17 protein-coding genes are annotated in these 19,331 nt (G+C 50.3%); 10 read left to right on the top strand and 7 right to left on the bottom strand.

Annotated elements, in window-relative coordinates:
• The first annotated feature begins 141 nt into the window (after window positions 1–141).
• The 3 genes from alaC to lspA all read left to right on the top strand — a co-directional run bounded on the left by alaC (window position 142) and on the right by lspA (window position 2,909).
• Window positions 142–1,410, top strand: a complete 1,269-nt coding sequence (gene alaC / locus GW590_RS20115) for an alanine transaminase (protein ID WP_169404863.1) — start codon at window positions 142–144, stop codon at window positions 1,408–1,410.
• 313 nt (window positions 1,411–1,723) lie between these two features.
• Window positions 1,724–2,248: a cytochrome b gene (locus tag GW590_RS20110; protein ID WP_169404862.1), complete on the top strand. Its 525-nt coding sequence runs from the start codon at window positions 1,724–1,726 to the stop codon at window positions 2,246–2,248.
• Window positions 2,249–2,345: 97 nt separating this feature from the next.
• A complete protein-coding gene (lspA, locus tag GW590_RS20105; RefSeq protein WP_235955993.1) occupies window positions 2,346–2,909 on the top strand; it encodes a signal peptidase II in 564 nt (187 codons plus the stop codon).
• A gap of 339 nt (window positions 2,910–3,248) precedes the next feature.
• On the opposite strand, the gene GW590_RS20100 is transcribed toward lspA, so the two are convergent.
• Window positions 3,249–4,037, bottom strand: a complete 789-nt coding sequence (locus GW590_RS20100; RefSeq protein ID WP_169404861.1) for a MipA/OmpV family protein — start codon at window positions 4,035–4,037, stop codon at window positions 3,249–3,251.
• 127 nt (window positions 4,038–4,164) lie between these two features.
• On the opposite strand from GW590_RS20100, the gene GW590_RS20095 reads away from it, so the two are divergent.
• The 4 genes from GW590_RS20095 to GW590_RS20080 all read left to right on the top strand — a co-directional run bounded on the left by GW590_RS20095 (window position 4,165) and on the right by GW590_RS20080 (window position 10,356).
• The gene (locus GW590_RS20095; RefSeq protein ID WP_169404860.1) at window positions 4,165–4,860 is read left to right on the top strand and encodes a response regulator; all 696 of its coding nucleotides are present in this window, start codon (window positions 4,165–4,167) and stop codon (window positions 4,858–4,860) included.
• Window positions 4,857–6,041: a sensor histidine kinase gene (locus GW590_RS20090; RefSeq protein ID WP_169404859.1), complete on the top strand. Its 1,185-nt coding sequence runs from the start codon at window positions 4,857–4,859 to the stop codon at window positions 6,039–6,041. Before GW590_RS20095 ends, GW590_RS20090 begins: the two co-directional genes overlap by 4 nt.
• A gap of 95 nt (window positions 6,042–6,136) precedes the next feature.
• On the top strand, window positions 6,137–7,282 hold the full coding sequence (locus tag GW590_RS20085; protein ID WP_169404858.1) for an efflux RND transporter periplasmic adaptor subunit: 1,146 nt from the start codon (window positions 6,137–6,139) through the stop codon (window positions 7,280–7,282).
• Window positions 7,279–10,356, top strand: coding sequence for an efflux RND transporter permease subunit (locus GW590_RS20080; RefSeq protein ID WP_169404857.1), 3,078 nt, complete (start codon window positions 7,279–7,281; stop codon window positions 10,354–10,356). The genes GW590_RS20085 and GW590_RS20080 overlap by 4 nt, the downstream gene beginning before the upstream one ends.
• A gap of 42 nt (window positions 10,357–10,398) precedes the next feature.
• On the opposite strand, the gene GW590_RS20075 is transcribed toward GW590_RS20080, so the two are convergent.
• The 4 genes from GW590_RS20075 to GW590_RS20060 form a co-directional block, all read right to left on the bottom strand.
• The gene (locus GW590_RS20075; protein ID WP_169404856.1) at window positions 10,399–11,361 is read right to left on the bottom strand and encodes a LacI family DNA-binding transcriptional regulator; all 963 of its coding nucleotides are present in this window, start codon (window positions 11,359–11,361) and stop codon (window positions 10,399–10,401) included.
• Between the two features lie 141 nt (window positions 11,362–11,502).
• Window positions 11,503–11,808, bottom strand: a complete 306-nt coding sequence (locus tag GW590_RS20070; protein WP_169404855.1) for a PTS lactose/cellobiose transporter subunit IIA — start codon at window positions 11,806–11,808, stop codon at window positions 11,503–11,505.
• Between the two features lie 29 nt (window positions 11,809–11,837).
• Window positions 11,838–13,163, bottom strand: coding sequence for a PTS sugar transporter subunit IIC (locus tag GW590_RS20065; RefSeq protein ID WP_169404854.1), 1,326 nt, complete (start codon window positions 13,161–13,163; stop codon window positions 11,838–11,840).
• 10 nt (window positions 13,164–13,173) lie between these two features.
• Entirely contained in the window at window positions 13,174–13,488 is a 315-nt protein-coding gene (locus tag GW590_RS20060; RefSeq protein WP_169404853.1) for a PTS sugar transporter subunit IIB, read from the bottom strand.
• 176 nt (window positions 13,489–13,664) lie between these two features.
• On the opposite strand from GW590_RS20060, the gene GW590_RS20055 reads away from it, so the two are divergent.
• Both GW590_RS20055 and GW590_RS20050 read left to right on the top strand, forming a co-directional pair.
• On the top strand, window positions 13,665–14,939 hold the full coding sequence (locus tag GW590_RS20055; protein ID WP_169404852.1) for a PTS sugar transporter subunit IIC: 1,275 nt from the start codon (window positions 13,665–13,667) through the stop codon (window positions 14,937–14,939).
• A gap of 375 nt (window positions 14,940–15,314) precedes the next feature.
• Window positions 15,315–16,718, top strand: coding sequence for a glycoside hydrolase family 1 protein (locus GW590_RS20050; protein ID WP_169404851.1), 1,404 nt, complete (start codon window positions 15,315–15,317; stop codon window positions 16,716–16,718).
• Between the two features lie 229 nt (window positions 16,719–16,947).
• Here the strand turns inward: GW590_RS20050 and GW590_RS20045 are convergent, their stop codons facing one another.
• On the bottom strand, window positions 16,948–17,643 hold the full coding sequence (locus tag GW590_RS20045; RefSeq protein ID WP_169404850.1) for an EAL domain-containing protein: 696 nt from the start codon (window positions 17,641–17,643) through the stop codon (window positions 16,948–16,950).
• A 215-nt stretch (window positions 17,644–17,858) separates the two neighbouring features.
• A complete protein-coding gene (locus GW590_RS20040; protein WP_169404849.1) occupies window positions 17,859–18,572 on the bottom strand; it encodes an EAL domain-containing protein in 714 nt (237 codons plus the stop codon).
• A 484-nt stretch (window positions 18,573–19,056) separates the two neighbouring features.
• Between GW590_RS20040 and GW590_RS20035 the strand changes: the two genes are divergently transcribed.
• Window positions 19,057–19,290 carry a hypothetical protein gene (locus GW590_RS20035; protein WP_169404848.1) on the top strand — a complete coding sequence of 78 codons (234 nt, stop codon included), beginning with the start codon at window positions 19,057–19,059 and terminating at the stop codon, window positions 19,288–19,290.
• Window positions 19,291–19,331 lie beyond the last annotated feature (41 nt).

Genomic DNA, 19,331 nt, shown 5'->3' with positions numbered 1-19,331 from the left:
GTAAAAAATTTGTGTAATCTATCGACAGATTTTAGCCGCTGAGATATGTTGATTCATCGGTCCGTTATTGCTGCCCGGCTGGCACCTTAATTGACCCGCGTCGCTCGGATGGTCCGGGCGCTTACGTTACTCGAGGAAAACATGGCTGAATCTACCGCTCCAAAACGTCGTTTCACACGCATTGAACGTCTTCCCCCTTACGTTTTCAACATTACCGCTGAGTTAAAAATGGCTGCGCGACGTCGCGGCGAAGATATTATTGACTTCAGTATGGGTAATCCCGACGGCCCAACGCCGCCGCATATTGTTGAAAAACTGGTCACCGTTGCCCAGCGTGAAGATACCCATGGTTATTCCACCTCACGGGGTATTCCGCGCCTGCGCCGGGCCATTTCCCGCTGGTATGCCGATCGCTACCAGGTGGATATCGATCCGGAAAGCGAAGCCATTGTGACCATTGGCTCGAAAGAGGGGCTGGCACACCTGATGCTGGCGACGCTGGATCACGGTGATACCGTACTGGTGCCTAACCCGAGCTACCCGATTCATATTTATGGTGCCGTGATTGCCGGTGCCCAGGTGCGATCTGTACCCTTGACCGAAGGCGTCGACTTTTTTGGCGAGTTGGAAAGGGCGATCAGAGAGACCATTCCACGTCCGAAAATGATGATCCTCGGTTTTCCCTCCAACCCGACGGCGCAGTGCGTTGAACTCGATTTCTTTGAGCGGGTGGTGGCCCTGGCCAAGCAGTATGATGTGATGGTGATCCACGATCTGGCCTATGCCGATATCGTCTACGATGGCTGGAAAGCACCGTCTATTATGCAGGTGCCGGGGGCAAAAGATATTGCCGTCGAGTTCTTTACCCTGTCAAAAAGCTACAATATGGCCGGATGGCGTATTGGCTTTATGGTGGGCAACCAGGAACTGGTCAACGCCCTGTCACGTATCAAAAGCTATCACGACTACGGCACCTTTACGCCGTTGCAGGTTGCCGCTATTGCCGCGCTGGAAGGCGATCAGCAATGTGTGAAAGATATTGCCGAGCAGTATCGCCAGCGTCGCAATGTGCTGGTGCGCGGACTGCATGAAGCGGGCTGGATGGTCGAGAATCCCAAGGCGTCGATGTACGTCTGGGCCAAAATCCCGTCGGTTTATGCCCACCTCGGTTCCCTCGAGTTTGCCAAACGGCTGCTGGCCGAAGCCAAAGTCTGTGTCTCGCCGGGCATTGGTTTTGGTGACTATGGCGATACCCACGTACGTTTTGCGCTGATTGAAAACCAGGATCGTATTCGTCAGGCGGTGCGCGGCATTAAAGCCATGTTCCGTGCCGACGGTCTGATCCCGCAGAAAAAAACCAGCGGTGATGGTGTTGTGGCAGACAAGAAACCCCTGGTGGATGAGATCTGATAAGCCAACAGACTGCTATATGCCAGCAAATCAACCGGACTTAATGTCCGGTGAGTTTGATGACAAAGTCGTCTTGATGATCGAGATACCCGGGCATAGCACACCTAGGGGCGCTCCGGCGGGCAAGCCCGCTACGACCCCAACGGTGCACTCTCCCTAATAACGGACTTTGTCAGCAGTCTGACCGGACTTAATGTCCGGTTTTTTTATATCTGTAAAAGCGTGTTTTCCATAAATATATCGCAATTTAGCGCTATGCTGACATTCTGTTGATAACCACGACAGTAACTCGTTGGGAGTTGAGGGAAATTTGATGAAAAACCGTTATTCTTTGCTGCAAATCAGCCTGCACTGGCTGACACTATTACTGATTGTTCTTACCTATGCCGCCATGTTGACACGCGGCTACTTTCCTGAAGATCAAAGGCCCTGGGTACGCCTGTTGCACTATAACTTTGGCATTGCCGTCTGGGTGCTGGTATTTATCCGTATCGGACTGCGCCATCGCTATCTCTCTCCACCCATCACCCCGGCTATCCCGCAATGGCAAGCGCTATTGGCAACCCTGATGCACTGGTGTCTCTATCTGTTGTTTCTGGCCTTGCCGATTTTAGGCGTGCTAGCCCTGGAATACGGCGGTCGCAGCCTGGTGTTCCTTGGCTGGCAGGTGCCGCAGTTTGTCACCCCCGACCCTGCGACCCGTTCCTGGATAAAAAACACTCATGAGCTGCTGGCATCCGTGGGCTACTATGTGATCGCCCTGCATGCGCTGGCGGCACTGTTTCATCACTATATTGTCAAAGACGATACCCTTAAGCGCATGATGCCAGGGAAATAAAACGGCGGCGGCGACGGCGAATTGTCAGCAACCCCGGGGTTTTGTCAGCCAGCTTCGATATTTGTTACCGGCCATTGCCAGAGAATAAGTTGTCTGGATGCAAGCGAAGGTGCTGGCTATACTGCTGCAACTTTATTTCTTTGTTATCTGGCCGGAATTCATGAATTTACGTAAACGACTGAGTCTGATGTTCGCCGTATTTGCGGTATCTGTATTAATTGATCAGCTCAGCAAGGCGATCGCCAAGGCAACGTTATCGATGGATGTTGTGCGCGAATACTTTGGCGGCAGCCTTAAACTGGTGCTAACTCATAACGACGGTGCCTTTTTAAGTCTGGGCGAAGCTTTGCCTAGCGCGCTGCGTCATACGCTGTTGTTGATCGGCGTTGGTATTTTTTTATTGGGCCTGGTGATCTACACCGCACTTAACAAACGCGCGGATACTGGCACGATAATCGCGTTGTCGATGGTGTTTTCTGGCGGCCTCAGTAACCTGCTCGATCGCATTATTTATGGCGGCTATGTGGTCGACTTTCTTAATTTTAGCCTCGGCAGTTGGCATACCGGCGTGTTTAATGTGGCCGATATCGCGATTATGGCTGGCGCAGTGATGCTGTTCTTGGTGGGGTTTAAGGGTAAATCGCGTAGTGTTTTGGGATAACGGGTGCGGCAAAGCGCAGGAGATGGCAAGGCAGAATTGAGAAGGCCTCGGGCTGCAGAACAGCGTCGAGGCCACACAGTTCATTGCTACATGAAGAGGCGAACAATTATCTGCTTAACCATTAGTTTAGTAAACAAAAACAAGCCAAAGACCTGAAAAAAAATCTACTGGTGGATTAGTGAGCAAGAGTGATATCCGGCAGATAGGATGGCAACAGAGAGGGGTATGGCGGCTGTTTGACGATTGTCAGCTAATTCACTGTTTATTTAGGGAGTAGATTACCTGGGCAGTAATCAGCAGTAGATCACCTTCCGTGTTTACGCATACCTTTTTCCAGGTTCAGAAAGTATAAAGTAGCGCCACACTGGCTGAAGCGCCGCTGCGTCGAAAGACGATAGGGCTGTCAGCAGCATGATCGCCGAGCCAGATATAGTCGGCAGTAAGCGCGCCTGACCAATGTTTTGTCAACTGATGACTCCAGGTCAGCGTATTGTCTACGCCATAGAATCCCCCGGCTGCCTGGTAGGCCGTATAGCCGCTACGTTCACTTTGCCGGTTGCTGACCCCGTAGAAGGTATTCATATAGCGGCGATCGCCGAAGAGTGCGGCAGACTGGAATGCCAGGGTATCCGTTGCATTTTGTACCGGGATCAAGGTCACCGAGGTTTGGTAGTGTCCGCCCTGGCCGTCACTCAGGGGCAGAGTGGCCTTGCCCTCGATAGCCAGCCAGGACGTCGGAGTCCAGCCAACCGCCAGCGCGGTGTTTACTGTGGCTGCAATATTGCCCATACCTTGCAGTTTGTCTGCGCCGTCCCGCCAGTTTGAATTACGATCCGCTCGCCCCAGGCTATAACCCAGCGTATGTTCCAGATAGAACCCGCTTTGGCTTTGCAGGTCATAACCCAGCCCTTTTAGCGAATCAAAGAAAAAAGCCCCCTTGCGTGCCTGCACAACCGGCACAACTTGCCAATGGTGCTGATCAGCACCGCTATAGCGCGGTGCGCTTTGCGCGGCCAGGCCGACGGAGACATTATCCTCCGCTGCCGGAGCATCATCGGCAAAGGCATTGCAAGTTGAGCTAATTAGTACAAAACAGGTAATGTGCAAGACAAAATTTCTGGTTATCATTGTTACTCCTCTGGACCCAACGTTTAGCGCCTTGATGCGGATTGCGGCCGTATCTGAAACCCGAGTATGCAGAGGCAGTGTCAATAAACTGTCGGGGATTTATGAAGAAACCATCAAGGCAACCACTATGCGAACCAAACGGATCCTGATTATTGAAGACGATGCTGATGCAGCTGACGTCCTCGATGCCTATTTAAAACGTGAAAATTTTGAAGTACTTGTCACCGGTGATGGCTTGTCCGGGCTGGAAATGGCGCAAAGCTGGAAACCCGACCTGATCTTGCTGGATGTGATGCTGCCGACAATGAGCGGCACTGAGGTGCTGGCTGCCGTGCGGCGTAAAAGCATGACACCGGTGATTATGGTTACGGCAATGACCGATATGCCCGATAAAATTGCCGCCCTGCGTTATGGTGCCGATGACTATGTGGTCAAACCCTATAACCCCGGTGAAGTTGTCGCACGGGTGCAGGCGGTGTTACGACGAGTTACATCGTCAGAGAAGCAGACCTCGAGCCTGCGCTGGCAGAATCTTGACGTAGATGCCGAAGCCATGACCGCCGCTATTACCGATGCGGAAGGTGAACAACGCTATCTTGAGTTAACCCCAACCGAATTTACGGTGCTGACCACACTGATGAGCGCGCCGACGCGTCCCTTCTCTCGTCAGTCCCTACTGGAACGCTGCCTGCCGGAGAGTGAAGCGCTGGAAAGGGTGGTGGATACCCATGTTTATAATTTACGCAAAAAACTCGAATCGGCGGGGATCACCAACGTGTTAGTTAACGTGCGCGGTGTGGGATACAGGTTTAGACAGCCATGAGTCGCTTACATTATCAGTCTCTCTGGCGCTGGATTTGTGTGCGTATTCTGGCGCTGGCTATTGGCACCGTGGTGGTGATCGCGCTGTGCATGTGGTTACGCTTTGCCATTGAAAACCTTTGGGTTCTGCATCATATGCCGCTCAGTATCCGCCAGGAGTTTTTACGCTTGCACGGCAACCCGGAACTCAATCTCGTGCGCTTTCATCAGATTGTTGATGAAGGCTGGGGCGCGCGTTATTCCGATCCCTCCATTGCTTCTGCCGACTGGATCATGGTCGGCATTCTGGTGGTGGTGATGATCCCTTTTATTGTGCTGCTGGGATTAAAAGCCGCCCGCCCGCTGTCGGCGCAGTTTAGCCGTCTTGCCGACGCTGCCGGTGCGGTGTCAAAAGGGGATTTTCGCACTCGCGTTGAGCCGGTTAAAAACGCCCCGGCAGAACTTATCCAGTTCACCGAAGATTTTAATATCATGATGCAGCAACTCGCAGGCTACGAGCGAGAGCTGCGGGCCTCGCATGTGGCGATGGCGCATGAGTTACGATCGCCACTGACCGCCGCGGTGGGGCGGTTACAGGGCATGCTGGATGGCGTATTCCAGCCTGAGCCAAAACAGTTGGCCATGGTAATGAAGCAACTTCTGCACCTTAATCGTCTGATTGACGAACTGCATCTGCTTTCCCTGGCCGATGCCGGTCAGCTTAATCTCAGTAAAAGCCAACTGGATCTGGTTGAATTGCTGCGCGAGCGGGTGGCGTGGCTAAAACCGCAGGCAACGGCAGCAGGCATGACCCTCTCCATTACCGCCGAAGGCACTGGCAGCTATCTCGGCGATCCCTTTCGGCTGGGGCAGGTATTTGGCATCTTGATGGACAATGCGTTGCGCTATGCCGCCATAGGCAAAAATCTGGATATCAGATTACAGCGACTGGTCAGCGGTTATGAAATTACCTTTCGTGATTGCGGGCCTGGAGTCGATGCTGATTTTCTGCCGCTGATGTTTGATCGTTTTACGCGGGCAGAATCCTCCCGTGCGCGCCATTCCGGCGGCAGTGGATTGGGCCTTTCTATCGCTCGGGCGATTTGTGAAGCCCATGGCGGGAACGTCAGCGCCTCACTGGCAGAAAACGGTGGTTTGGTGATCAGCGTACGCTTACCGGAGATGCCACCGGCGACACAGTAAAAAATTTTCAACCTTGATGGTTTCTTGATGAAATATCATCAGGATCTGGACAGTTTCTGGATTGAATAGCGTCATATCAATTCAGGAAGAGAGCCATGACCATTACTTTTACTGATTATGCCCGTCACGCGGTAAGACATTTGGCCCTGCCAGGCAGAATAGTACATCTGCTGCCGTGGTTTATTGCGCTGATGTTACTGGCGGTCGGGCTGAGCGGCTGCGGTGACAAGGAAAGCAAGCCGCTGGTGCCCCCTCGCCAGGTTCGCGTGGTGATTGCACCTGAGCCTGCCGCCGCTCGCCAGTATGTCGACAGCGGAGAAATTCGTGCCGCCGATGAGGTAACGCTGGGGTTTCGCCAGGAGGGGCATCTGCTGAATCGCTCAGTTGATGTCGGAAGCCAGGTTGTGACAGGACAAATCCTCGCCACGCAAGAAAATAGCACCAGCCGCAACCAGCTTGACAGTGCGCAAGCTGACCTGAGTAGTGCTCGCGCCGCCGAGCAAGTAGCTTCCCTTAACCTCAAGCGCATGAAGCTGCTTATGCCGCATGGGGCGATTGCCCGCTCCCAGCTTGATACGGCGCAATATGACTGGCAGGCGGCATTATCACGGCGACAAAGCAGTGAGGATGCGCTGAAAAACGCCCGCGAGACGCTGGGTTGGTCGCGTCTGCTTGCTCCTGCTTCCGGCGTGGTGACCCAGGTATCGGCCTCGGCGGGGCAGGTGGTCAGTGCCGGTCAGTCCATCGTTACGCTGGCTGCGGGGGACGGGCGAGATGCCGTATTTGACGTCGCCGATCCGCAACTACTTGCGCAGGCAGCCAATCTCTCTTTTGTTGTTTCCCTGCTCGCCGATCCCACTGTCAGCACCTCGGGACATCTGCGTGATATCAGCCCCCAGGCCGATGCGCAGACGCGGACCTGGCGCGTTCGCGTTACCCTCGATAAACCGCTTGCCGCCCTGGCGCTGGGTGCCAGTGTGCAGGTGGCATGGCAGCAAACAGGGCAAAGTATGATCGCGCTGCCTGCCGCTGCCCTGACCAGCGCGGGCGGTAATCCGGCCATTTTTATCGTTAACAGAAAAAGTCTGCAACTCTATCTGCGCCCTGTTTCCCTTGGCCGTTATAGCACCGAGGAAATTTTTATTACCTCCGGCCTGCAACCCGGGGAAACCGTAGTGGTTGCCGGGGTAAGTAAACTGCGACAGGGCGAGCGCGTCACGCTTGGCGAGGCCAGCGAATGAATCCGCAACCGACTTCTTCCGCCTTTAACCTGTCAGCCTGGGCACTAAAAAACCAACAACTGATCGCTTTTTTTATGCTGCTGTTGATGGCGGCGGGTGTGGTCAGCTATCAAAGCCTGCCGCGTAATGAAGATCCCGCCTTTACCATTAAGACCGCGGTGGTTTCTGCGCAATGGCCGGGTGCCAATGTCCAGGATACCCTCAACCTGGTTACTGACGTTGTCGAGAAAAAACTGCAAGAGACGCCGTACCTGGACTTTGTCGAGAGCAATACCCGCGCCGGTCAGACAGTCATTTTCGTCAATTTGCGCGATAGTACCCCACCGGCAGCCGTGGCCAATATCTGGTACCAGGTACGTAAAAAAATGCAGGATATTACCGCCTCGCTGCCTGAGGGGGTTCAGGGGCCATCAGTCAATGATGAATTTGATGATACCTTCGGCACGATTTATGGTTTTACCGCCGAAGGCTTTACTCCCCGTGAATTACGCGATCGGGTTGATGAGATAAGCCGCAGCCTGATATCGCTGCCAGATATTGGCAAAATCAATGTGCTGGGCGTGCAGGAACAGCAGATGGTGATCAGTTTTTCTCCGCGTCAGTTGGCGGTGATGGGCCTTGATTTGCAGCAGGTGGGCGACGCGATAAAATCGCAGAATGTCGTGGTACCGGCAGGCGTATTACGCAGCGACCGCGAAAATATCTCGTTACGCGTTAGCGGCGCTCTGGCGTCGGAACAAAGTCTGCGGGCGATCACCTTACATATTGCCAACCGCTATATTCCTTTGACCGATATTGCGACCATCAGCCGCCAAAACGCACAACCACCGGCTCCTGCCTTTCGCGTTAACGGACAACCCGCCATCGGGCTTGCCGTTTCTATGGCGGCCACCGGCAATATGCTGACTTTTGGCCAGGCGCTGAATGGGCGCATGGATGACATCCGCAGTCGACTTCCCCAGGGAATAGAACTGGTAAAAGTGGCGGACCAGTCGGCGGTGGTTTCGCAAGCGGTCAGCGGTTTTGTCAGGGTATTAATTGAAGCGATTGTCATTGTATTGGCGGTTTCTTTTGTGTCGCTGGGAATGCGCGCGGGGCTGGTGGTTGCTGCCGCGATTCCATTGGTGTTGGCCATGACCTTTATAGGCATGATGTTTGCCGGTATTGGTCTGCAGCGTATTTCACTGGGCGCGTTGATTATTGCTCTTGGCTTGCTGGTAGATGATGCGATGATCACCGTCGAGGCGATGGTTTCCCGCCTGGAAGCGGGAGACTCACGCTGGCGGGCGGCCAGTTATGCCTTTGAAACCACTGCCTTTCCAATGCTTACCGGCACGCTGGTGATGATTGCCGGCTTTATTCCGGTCGGCTTTGCTGCTTCCAGCGCCGGGGAATATTGTTTCTCCCTTTTTGCGGTGGTGCTTATTTCACTGTTATGTTCCTGGCTGGTGGCCATTCTGTTCTCTCCGCTAATCGGGACCTGGCTGCTGCCGGATCGAGTAAAAATCCACAAGGATAAGCCCGCGAAGATGATGTCGGCCTATCTCTATCTGCTCAACGCGGTACTGAGCCACAGAGCCTTGACCCTGAGCTGTGCGCTGGGGTTATTGGCCCTGGCCGCCTATGCCACCACTTTTATGCAGGGGGGATTCTTCCCGGCCTCTGATCGCCCGGAGCTGTTGGTCAGCCTGACGTTACCGGCCAATGCCTCGCAGAGCGAAACCGAAAGGCAAACCGAGCGGCTGGAAGAGGTGCTAAAAGCCAACCCTAATGTCGCGCATTTCTCCAGCTATGTCGGCTCCGGCGCAGTTCGTTTTTATTTACCGATGGATGTGTTGCTGGCTAATGAGAATACCGCGCAACTGGTGGTGGTAGCCAAGGATCTCCAGGCTCGAGACCAGCTGCGCGGTCAACTTTTAACTCTGCTGGCCCGTGATTTTAACGATATCACGACCCGGGTCTCGCCTTTGGAACTGGGGCCGCCGGTGGGCTGGCCGATCAAATATCGTGTCAGCGGCCCTGATTACAGTAAGGTACAGGCGATAGCCCGACAGCTTGCCGCGGAAATTGGCAACAATCCGCTAAGTCGTGAGGTTAACCTGACCGCCGGTGAACCCGAGCGAAGCATCACTCTGGCTGTCAATCAGACCGCCGCGCGGGCGGTAGGCGTCTCTTCCGAAACGCTGGCGGATCTGCTTAATGCGGTCTGGTCGGGACGAACCATCACTACGCTGAGAGATCGTAACCGATTGATTGACGTGGTGCTGCGGGCAAATGACCGGGAGCGACTGGATATGGCGACGCTGTCGAGTCTGCGCGTCACTACTGCCAACGGTGACAAGATCCCGCTGAGCCAGGTTGCCACGCCGGTATGGGGCATTGACGATCCCATTGTCTGGCGCCGCCAGCGGCTGCCTTTTATTACCGTACAGCTGGATTTGGCTCCAGGATTGGGGGCCGAGGCGGTATCGCAACAACTTTCGCCGTTACTCTCACATCTCAGTGCTTCTCTGCCGCCGGGCTACAGCATCGAGGAGGGGGGCGCGGTAGCGGAGTCGGATAAAGGCAATAGCTCTGTCTATTCCGTGTTGCCGGTCACCCTGTTTGTGATGTTGATCCTGTTAATGGTTCAGCTAAAGCGTATCTCACGCATGTTATTGGCGTTGCTGATGGCACCTTTTGGGTTGATTGGTATTGTGCTGGCCATGCTGCCTACCGGTACGCCAATGGGCTTTGTCGCGCTGCTCGGGGTGATTGCCTTATCGGGGATGATTATTCGCAACGCGGTGATCCTTATCAGCGAAGTGGATAACAATACTGTGGCGGGTATGGACCGAGAAGCGGCAATCATTGCCGCGGCCAGACACCGTTCAAGGCCGATCCTGTTGACCGCCTGTGCCGCCATTCTCGGTATGATCCCCATTGCCGAGCAGGTGTTCTGGGGACCCATGGCTTTTGCCATTATCGGTGGATTGATTATCGCTACCCTGATTACGCTGACCGTCCTGCCGGCGTCACTGAGTGTGGTGATGCAGTGGGAAGATAAGTGGCAAAAAGGTAAAATTTGCCACTAAATCGAGGCGGTCGTTAGGGAAGCGGTATCACCAGGCAGTCAGCTAGCTGATATCGGCCACGGATCCCCGGGCCACCAGGCGTCCGGTCACCGTCTGGCCTTCCGGGATATAGATCGGACGGCCATTAATCAGCAAGCGAATTCGCTGCACACAGATATCCAGCAGCTGTTCCAGGGGATAGGCAATACAGGTTAATGGCGGGTAAAGCAAAGAGGCCAGCGGCGAATCTTCCAGACTTATCAGCGAGACTTCCTGGGGAACGGCAATATTGAACTCGCGTAGCAAACGCATGGCTTCTGCGGCGTAACAATCGCGCTTGGTGATAATTGCCGTGTACTTGGTAAAGCTGTTGATCAGGGTAATCAGCCCTTGTTCGACGTTGTTGTTTGCTGCGACCAGCAGTTGACGATTAAAGGGCAGCGAGTAGTTCTGCAATACATTGCGATAGCCTTCAAGCATTTGCTTACTGGCTTCATCCTGTTGATTATCGATCAGCAAGGCAATATTGCGATGACCTTTGCCCAGCATATAACGACAGGCACTTTCAGTGGCGAAAGCATAGTTATAGCCATGAGTGGTGCTCCCTTCGACCGAATACTCATCAAAGGCGATAAGATTACTGGCGTTTACCTGGCTTTTTTTACCCAGCACCACCACTGCCACACACTGATGCTGCAGATCCTCGATGGTGGGCTGCTGTTCTGCTTCGCTATGGACATACTGCACCAGCAAGGATTTATTAAGGGATTTTACCGCCTGCGAAAGCAGGGGCAGCAAGGCATGGCTAATCCCGGTTTCATAAGCAGGGATAACCAGGCCAACGTAGCTGGATGTCTGACTAGCCAGATTTTGGGCAGCAAAACTGGGGCGGTAGTTAAGTTCTTCTACCGCCCGCAATACGGCCTCACGGCTCTCATCGCGCACGCCACGCGTCCCGGTCAGGACACGTGAAACGGTGGCGCGTGAAACGTTGGCTAACTTTGAAACATCATCTATGGTGGCCATGGTGTCGTCTGTATTACGATTTATCCTCGAATAATAACATAAAAACTAACCAGAATTCGTGCCCTTGCTTGCGCCAGATAGTGGCCTGTGGCTCACCGTTATCAGATGAAGAGAGATTGGGCCTCTCTTCATCTGCCTTAATCAATGGCGACTACGGTAAATTTCAATCAGCTCGGTGACCATTTCTTTGGCGAGCATTGAAGTCATCAAATGATCTTGTGCATGCACCATGATCAAGGTCATTTTGGTTTTGCCTTCCCCTTCATCGTCGGCAATTAACTGGGTCTGCACCAGATGGGCTTCGCGGGCAAAGTGTGTTGCCTGCTGCATTTTTTCGTCGGCATCGCTGAAGTCGCCTGCTTTGGCACTGTTGAGTGCTTCATAACACAGACTACGTGACTGACCGGCGTTAATAATGATCCCCATCACTTGCTCTTCTAATTCCATTACAACCTCTACTTTCTCGAGAGTAACAATCAGGCAGTTTTTGTTTGAGAAGCCACGCGCTGCGGGATATTTCCGCCTTCCTCCTGGGCCAATAGCTGCCTTTCGTAGGCTTTAAAGAAGGGGAAGTACATAAGACCTGAGGTCAGCATACAAATCAGGCACATAATCAATGGACTAAGCGTCCAGTTTGCCGCCCAGGAAGCCCCTATTGGCGCGGGCGTGGTCCATGGCGTCAAGGCGACAACATGGGATACCAGGTCGAAATCTACCGCGAAATAGGCCAGGGTAGCGTTGATCATCGGCACTAATACAAAGGGCAGAAAGAACAGCGGGTTCATAATAATTGGCGCGCCGAACAGAATAGGTTCATTGATATTGAACAAGCCCGGTACACCGCCCATACGACCGATAGTACGCAAATGGGCCGCTTTACTGCGCATTAGCAAAAATGCCAGCGGCAGCGTAGAACCCACGCCACCAATCAGCAGGTAATGGTCCCAGAACCCCTGCACATAAATATGTGGAATAGCGGCACCGGCGGCCAGCGCGGCCTGATTAACCGACAAATTGGCCATCCAGAACGGGTTCATAATGCCCGTGACGATCAGTGCGCCGTGAATACCGGCAAACCACAAGATTTGGCAAACCAATACCGATAGCAGGATCGCCGGGAGCGTATCCGAGGCGGCAACCAGCGGTTTTACCAGCGACATAATCGCTTCCGGGATAATCATGCCAAACTGGGCTTCAATAAACAGATTGAGCGGATGTAGCGTCACCACAACCGCCAGCACCGGGATAAGAATTTCAAACGAGCGAGCGACACCGGTCGGCACTTCTGGCGGCAGACGGATGGTAATATGGTTGCGCTTTAACAAAGCATAAAGTTCAGTGGTATAAATCGCCACCAGAATAGCGGTGAAAATCCCTTGCCCGGAAAAGTAGTCGGTAGAGATTTTTCCTTCATGCAGTGGCGCGGCCACCAGAAAAAAGCCCATCAGTGACAGCATCCCCGAGGTCAGCGGATCAAGGGAGTGATGACGCGCCAGACTGGCGGCAATCCCCACCGAAATAAATAGGGTCATCATGCCCATGCTGAAATAAAACGGCAGCATCAGATTGGCACGGTGGGCTAATGAAAACTGCAGCCAGGCATGGGCGAATCCCCAGGTGGTATCCGGCGAAAAAGGCGGGAAAATAAAGACCATCATAAAGGAGCCGACAATCATAAACGGCAGGGCAGTAATAAACCCGTCACGAATTGAGGTGACATATTTCTGTTGTCCTACCGCACCGGCCATTGGCGTGATTTTGTCTTCAATCACGGCAATTAATTTAGCGTACAGAGAGCTCATGGTTTTTCCTTTACTTATTTTTTTCAATTAATGAAAGGGCAAAGTCTAAAACCGCTGCACCATTTTGCATGCCGTAATCCATCATATTGATGGGCTCGACCTGTATGCCGTAAGTGCTGGCCTGGTTTTGCAGTGTTTTTTGCATGTACTTGACCTGGGGGCCGAGTAATACCACCTGATAATTGCCGACCTCTTGTTCAAACTCAGCAACGCCAAATGCCTTGATCTCCACATCAAGACCGCGAGCATCGGCTTCCGCCACCATTTTTTTGACCAACAGGCTGGTGGACATTCCTGCGGAACAGCAAAGCATGATTTTTTTCATCGATTACTCCTGGCTGGTAGTCACAATGAGCGGACTATAGTTTTATGGATTAGAAACGGAAAGCGCTTTCCGTAAATCAATCCGTTAATTGTGAGCATGATCACCAGATGGGGACTTTCACTTTCAGTTGATGTGGGCGATTATCGCGGCACTTATCGTTCCCTAAAGGTTGCGCCATGAACATTCAGTTTATGAATGTTGCCGTCACGCTGATTGAGCAGCGTGTGACTCCCTTTGCCAATCTGCTTACCCGCAGCCAGCACATTACGGCAATGCGCGAAAGCTTTGCTCTGGCCATGCCCTTTGTGATTATTGGCAGTTTAATGGTGCCGCTGATTTTCCCGCCTTTGGCCATCAACCCTTTCTCCTGGTATGGCGAGCTATATCGCTTACTGCGTCCACTGCTGATGCCAACATTCCAGTTAACCATTGGTCTGGTGGCGATCATTATCGCTTTTGGTGCCAGTGCCAGCCTGGCTAAACAGTACCGGCTACCGGAACGCTTATCCGGCTTGACTGGCTGCCTGGCTTTTTTGATGTTTATCGGCTTTAAAGAAAATGGCGGAACCAATATCTTTTTGGGGGGCATGGGGATTTTTAGTGCGCTGATATCAAGCTTTTATTCTATTGAAATAATAAGATTTTTTTATCGACGAGGCTGGTGTATTCGTTTGCCGGAAGAGGTGCCGTTGATGACGCGCAATGGCTTTCAGTTACTGATACCGCTATTAGTGATTTTGCTCTCTATTACCGTGGTCAATGCCGTACTTCAACTCACTACCGGAATGATTTTACCCAACCTGGTCAGCGCTGCATTTCGCCCGCTGATTATTGCCTCGGATACCTTGACGGCGTTGCTGATTTCATTACTGATTTGCCATTTACTCTGGTTTGTCGGCATTCACGGTGCACTGATTATCACCGGGATCATGAACCCATTTTGGATGACTTATCTTTTTGAAAATCAACAGGCGTTGGCGCAGGGACTCACACCGCTGCCGCATATCTATCTGCAGGGTTTTTGGGATTACTATCTGCTGATCGGTGGCATAGGGTCAACGCTGCCCCTGGTGTTTATGGCCATGCGCAGTCGTTCCCGACAGCTGAAAAGCGTGGGCAAAATCGGTTTTATTCCCTCACTTTTCAATATCAATGAGCCGATTCTGTTTGGTTTTCCGATCATCCTGAACCCCGTCTTCTTGTTGCCCTTTATTGGTGTTCCCCTGGTTAATGCCTGTATTGCCTGGTATTTAACGCACCTTGGGGTGCTCGATCGTACGGTGGCCATGTTGCCCTGGTCGATGCCTGCTCCTCTTGGCGCGGCATGGGCGGCCAACGGTAGCTGGAAAAATATGTTTATGTGCCTGTTTGCCATCTTTAATTCATGGATGATTTACCGTCCCTTCTTCAAGGTTTACGAGCGGCAACTGGCGGAATCAGAAAAAAGCTGATCCTTATCAGCTGCAGACGGCTGACAAAGTCCGTTATTAGGGAGAGTGCACCGTTGGGGTCGTAGCGGGCTTGCCCGCCGGAGCGCCCCCAGGTGTGCTATGCCCGTGTATCTCGATCATTAAGACGACTTTGTCATCAAACTCAAGCTGATCCTTATCAGCTGTTCATTAGTTTTCCATGATTATGTGATGTACATCCAATAACGGAAAGCGGTTTCCATTATTGGATGTACATCTCCTTGCTTGAATCGTAAATTCCTCGTGAGCTGTGTCGCCCAAGGCAATCCGATTTCATTGGGCTTTGATCTGGCTGTTTCGGCATCCCATGGCGACTTTTCCGGGCGTTGTAACCACCCGAATCATTGAGGAGATTATATGACCACCTATTCATTCCCCGAGAACTTTTTCTGGGGCGCTGCCGCTTCTGGCCCGCAAACAGAGGGGACCGCTGACAAGTTGCATCCTTCTATCTGGGATAGCTGGCATGCCAATCACCCTGAGCGTTTTTTTCAGGGTATTGGGCCGCAACAGGTCTGTGACACTTTGTATAAATATCGGGAAGATGTCGCGCTGATGAAAAATATCGGCCTCAACTCTTTTCGCACGTCGATTCAATGGTCGCGACTTATTGAAGATTTTGAAACCGGCCAGGCGAATGAGCAAGCGGTGCGCTTTTATAACGACTATTTTGATGAAATGATTAACCAGGGTATTGAGCCCATGATCAATCTTTACCATTTTGATATGCCGGAAGAACTGCAAACTCGCTATGGTGGCTTTGAATCTGTGCATGTCACCGATCTTTTTGCCCGCTTTGCTGCCACCGCCTTCCGCCTTTTTGGTGAAAAAATAAAGTACTGGACCACCTTCAATGAGCCGATTGTGCCAGTCGAAGGAGGCTATCTGTATGACTTCCATTACCCTTGCAAGAAAGATGGCAAGCTGGCAGCACAGGTGGCTTTTAATATTATGCTGGCCCATGCCAAGGCGGTGAAATGCTATCGCGAGTTGGATCTGGACGGTGAAATTGGCGTTGTGCTCAACCTGACTCCTTCTTACACCCGTAGCGACTCGGCAGAAGACCATAAAGCGGCATGGTATGCCGACTTGCTGTTTAACCGCAGCTTTCTCGATCCCTTGGTTAAGCATCAGTTTCCGCCTGAACTCTGTGAGGTTCTGGCCGCCAATAATTGTTTGCCGCAGGTTAGTAAAGACGATATTGCGCTGATTACCAGCTCGAGCATTGATTTTCTGGGGGTGAATTACTATGTTCCTCGCCGGGTGCAAGCGCGTGAAACCCCTTACAATCTCGACTATTTCACCCCAGAGTTTTATTTCGAAAACTATGTTGACCCTGATGGCCGTTTTAATCCCTACCGCGATAATAACGAGATCCTGCCGCAGGCTATCTATGATATCGCTGCCAATATTCGTAATAACTACGGCAACATCAAATGGTATCTGGCTGAAATTGGTATTGCCATGGATCTGGAGTCAGAGGGACCAGTGCTGCAAGATGGCGTGATTGACGACAGTTTTCGTATTGGTTTAATGGAAGAACATCTGATACAGCTTCACCGCGCCATTGCCGAAGGGGCAAACTGTTTTGGTGTACATCAATGGACCTTTATTGATAACTGGTCGTGGATTAACTCATTTAAGCGTCGCTATGGTTTCTATCGCCTGGACCTGGTTAGCGGCCAGCGGCAAATAAAGCGCAATGCTCTGTGGTTTAAGGCATTGGCACAAAGCAATCAATTAACTACCGAGGATAAATAGTCGTTAGGTGCTCACTGCTTTTGCGCGCCGTATACGCAAGGACTGGTACGGCGTAACAGGATAGGCAGTATGACCCCTGCCTGCGCGATAAACAGGGCGATATTTTGCGGGATCTTGATTATCATCTTTACAGTTCAGCAGCAGATAAACCTTCAGTGAACGGGATTAATTTGGCTTTGGGGTAAATTGACTGGTGCACGATACAGGACCAGGCCGATATTTGGTCGCGCTACAGTAAGGTATTGATATCATCCAGGGCTACTGACTTATAAAGGTAGCCTTGTACTCCGGTAATACCCAGACTGCTGAGCAGGTTGAGTTGCAGCGGGTTCTCAATACCGACAATAATTATCTGACTGCAAAGTTCGCTGATTTTTTCGACGGTAATCGGCCACATCATTGAGCGCGTATTACCCCAATAGAAATTGCGGTCAATTTTGATAAGTTCAAAAAGACCTGCTTGCAGTGCCTCTACATTAGCATGCCCGGCACCTAAATCATCCAGCCATAAGTGATAGCGTTCATGTAATTCACTTAATAATGGATTTTTTAATCCATTGGATATATTGGGGAAGCGTTCGGAAACTTCCAATCGTATAAAATCATACTTATCTAAAATAGTTTTTATCGCATTATCCATTACCAGCAATTTTGCCATGGTGAAATCTATATTGATCGAGCATAATAAGTTATGCTTTTTGAAAAAATGCGATTTCTTGCCAATTTCATGAAGCTGGTTAAGCATTAGTTTGCGTTTATTTTCGATACTAAGTTCTTTGATAAAACTTGCCGAATTCAACTGCTCGTTCGACGTATCGTTAGAACTAAAACGCGTTAATAGTTCAACACCCAAAAGCTGACCATTTACTCTGTAAATAGGTTCACATATGTATTCGCATGACACCCGGATGCTGAAATTTAACATAGTTACTGTCCGTTACCACCGACCTTGACCCTCATTTATTATCATTTTTTTCGGTAAAAGACAAATTATATAAAACCCCATCTTTTGATAAGGCTGAAAATGCGTGGTTTTTTAAGAGAGAATTCTTTTAATTTATTGATTATAAATGGATATTTTTATTTTCTTGATAATGCTCATAAAGTGAGGGTATTTGACTTAATTCTATTTAATTTGACTTAATTTAGATTTTCACCGGCAGGGAGCAAGTTTTCTATTTTAGTTAATAACACCGCTGGAAATAAGAAACCCTGAACGCCATAAATGCCGGTGTTAGTCAGGCTGCGAAATTGAGAGGCAGTTTCTATGCCTTCGACAATAATTTTACTGCAATATTTTTGTATTTCACTCATGGTCGCTGGCCACATAACTGAAGTGCCATTTTCCCAAAAGAATTTCTTGTCAATTTTTACTGATTCAAACTGACTGTTTTTGAGCGTATTAATATTACTAAAATCGACCCCATAATCATCAAGCCAGAGTTTATATATTCGACTTAATTCATTTAGGATGATATTACCATTGACCTTATCAATCCTGGGAAATCTCTCTGATATTTCAAGCCTGATATATTCGTTTTCTTTGATAATATCGCTGATCTCGCTGTCCTCAAGGATCATGAGTGCCATTGCCTGATCAATATTGAGTGAGCAAAATATATTATTGGTTCTAAAAAATAAGGCTTTACGACTAATCGCCTGAAGTTGACTACTGAGTAAGGTGTGTTTTGATTTGGTGTCTAACAAGCTTATAAAGTTTTGAGGCTCAAGTTTTCCCCCGGAAAAGCCACCGGTGAACATGGTCAGCACTTCTACCGCATAAAGTTTACCTTCGGTACTATAAATTGGCTCGCATCTGAATTCACATGAAACTTGAAAGTTAAGATTTAACATTTACCTGCCCATAGTTTCTTCTCTTATAGTTACATCATTGATCACTTTTACCTATTAAAAAAGGATTTTTTACCGTAAAAACCCATGTTAAAACCTATCAATAACGCTATTTTGATCGGAAAAACAACTCAACATATTGATTTTTAGAACTATATAGGAATAGTTCTAAAAGTGCGCATTTTGTTGCGTAAAATAAGTACTTGATTAACCTACTTTCCCCGACTTGAACTCACATCATACCCGTCTTTTTTGTCATTAATTGATTAGGATCTTTTTCAGGGAAAATTTTTTTTGGGCAAAAATTGACCAGGAAGGGGAGTGATAATTTTATGATTGGTTTTACCTCTTATGCTTAGCCTTAAAAATAAACTTTACGCGCTATGACATCACCGACACTTTTTACTGAAGAGCTTTGATAATGCTTAACTTCATCAACGGATAGGAGCAAGATAAAGATCTCTATTGTTCACGCTGAGAATCCATCATGGTGTACAAATATGAATATAAAGGTTTCGAAGTTGCTGCGCAGGTTGCTGAAAGTCCAACGACCTGGCAAGTACGCGTTGATGTGCAGAAATTTGATAATGATGTGGTGGTAAAAGCCTTTCCCCCTTTTGAAGAATCTTTCGCGCGTTCTAATGGCGTGTTAAGTGCCGTATTACATATGAAAAAAATAGTCGAACAGACCATTGATGATTACATCTCGTCAGGGGGGTAAATGCCGCAAGCGATATTAAGTGCACTTAATTGAAAAGCCAC

Origin of the sequence: Rouxiella aceris (assembly GCF_012933545.1) — a bacterium.
In the GTDB taxonomy this organism is placed as follows: domain Bacteria; phylum Pseudomonadota; class Gammaproteobacteria; order Enterobacterales; family Enterobacteriaceae; genus Rouxiella; species Rouxiella aceris.
This window is presented reverse-complemented; position numbering and strand designations above follow the sequence as displayed.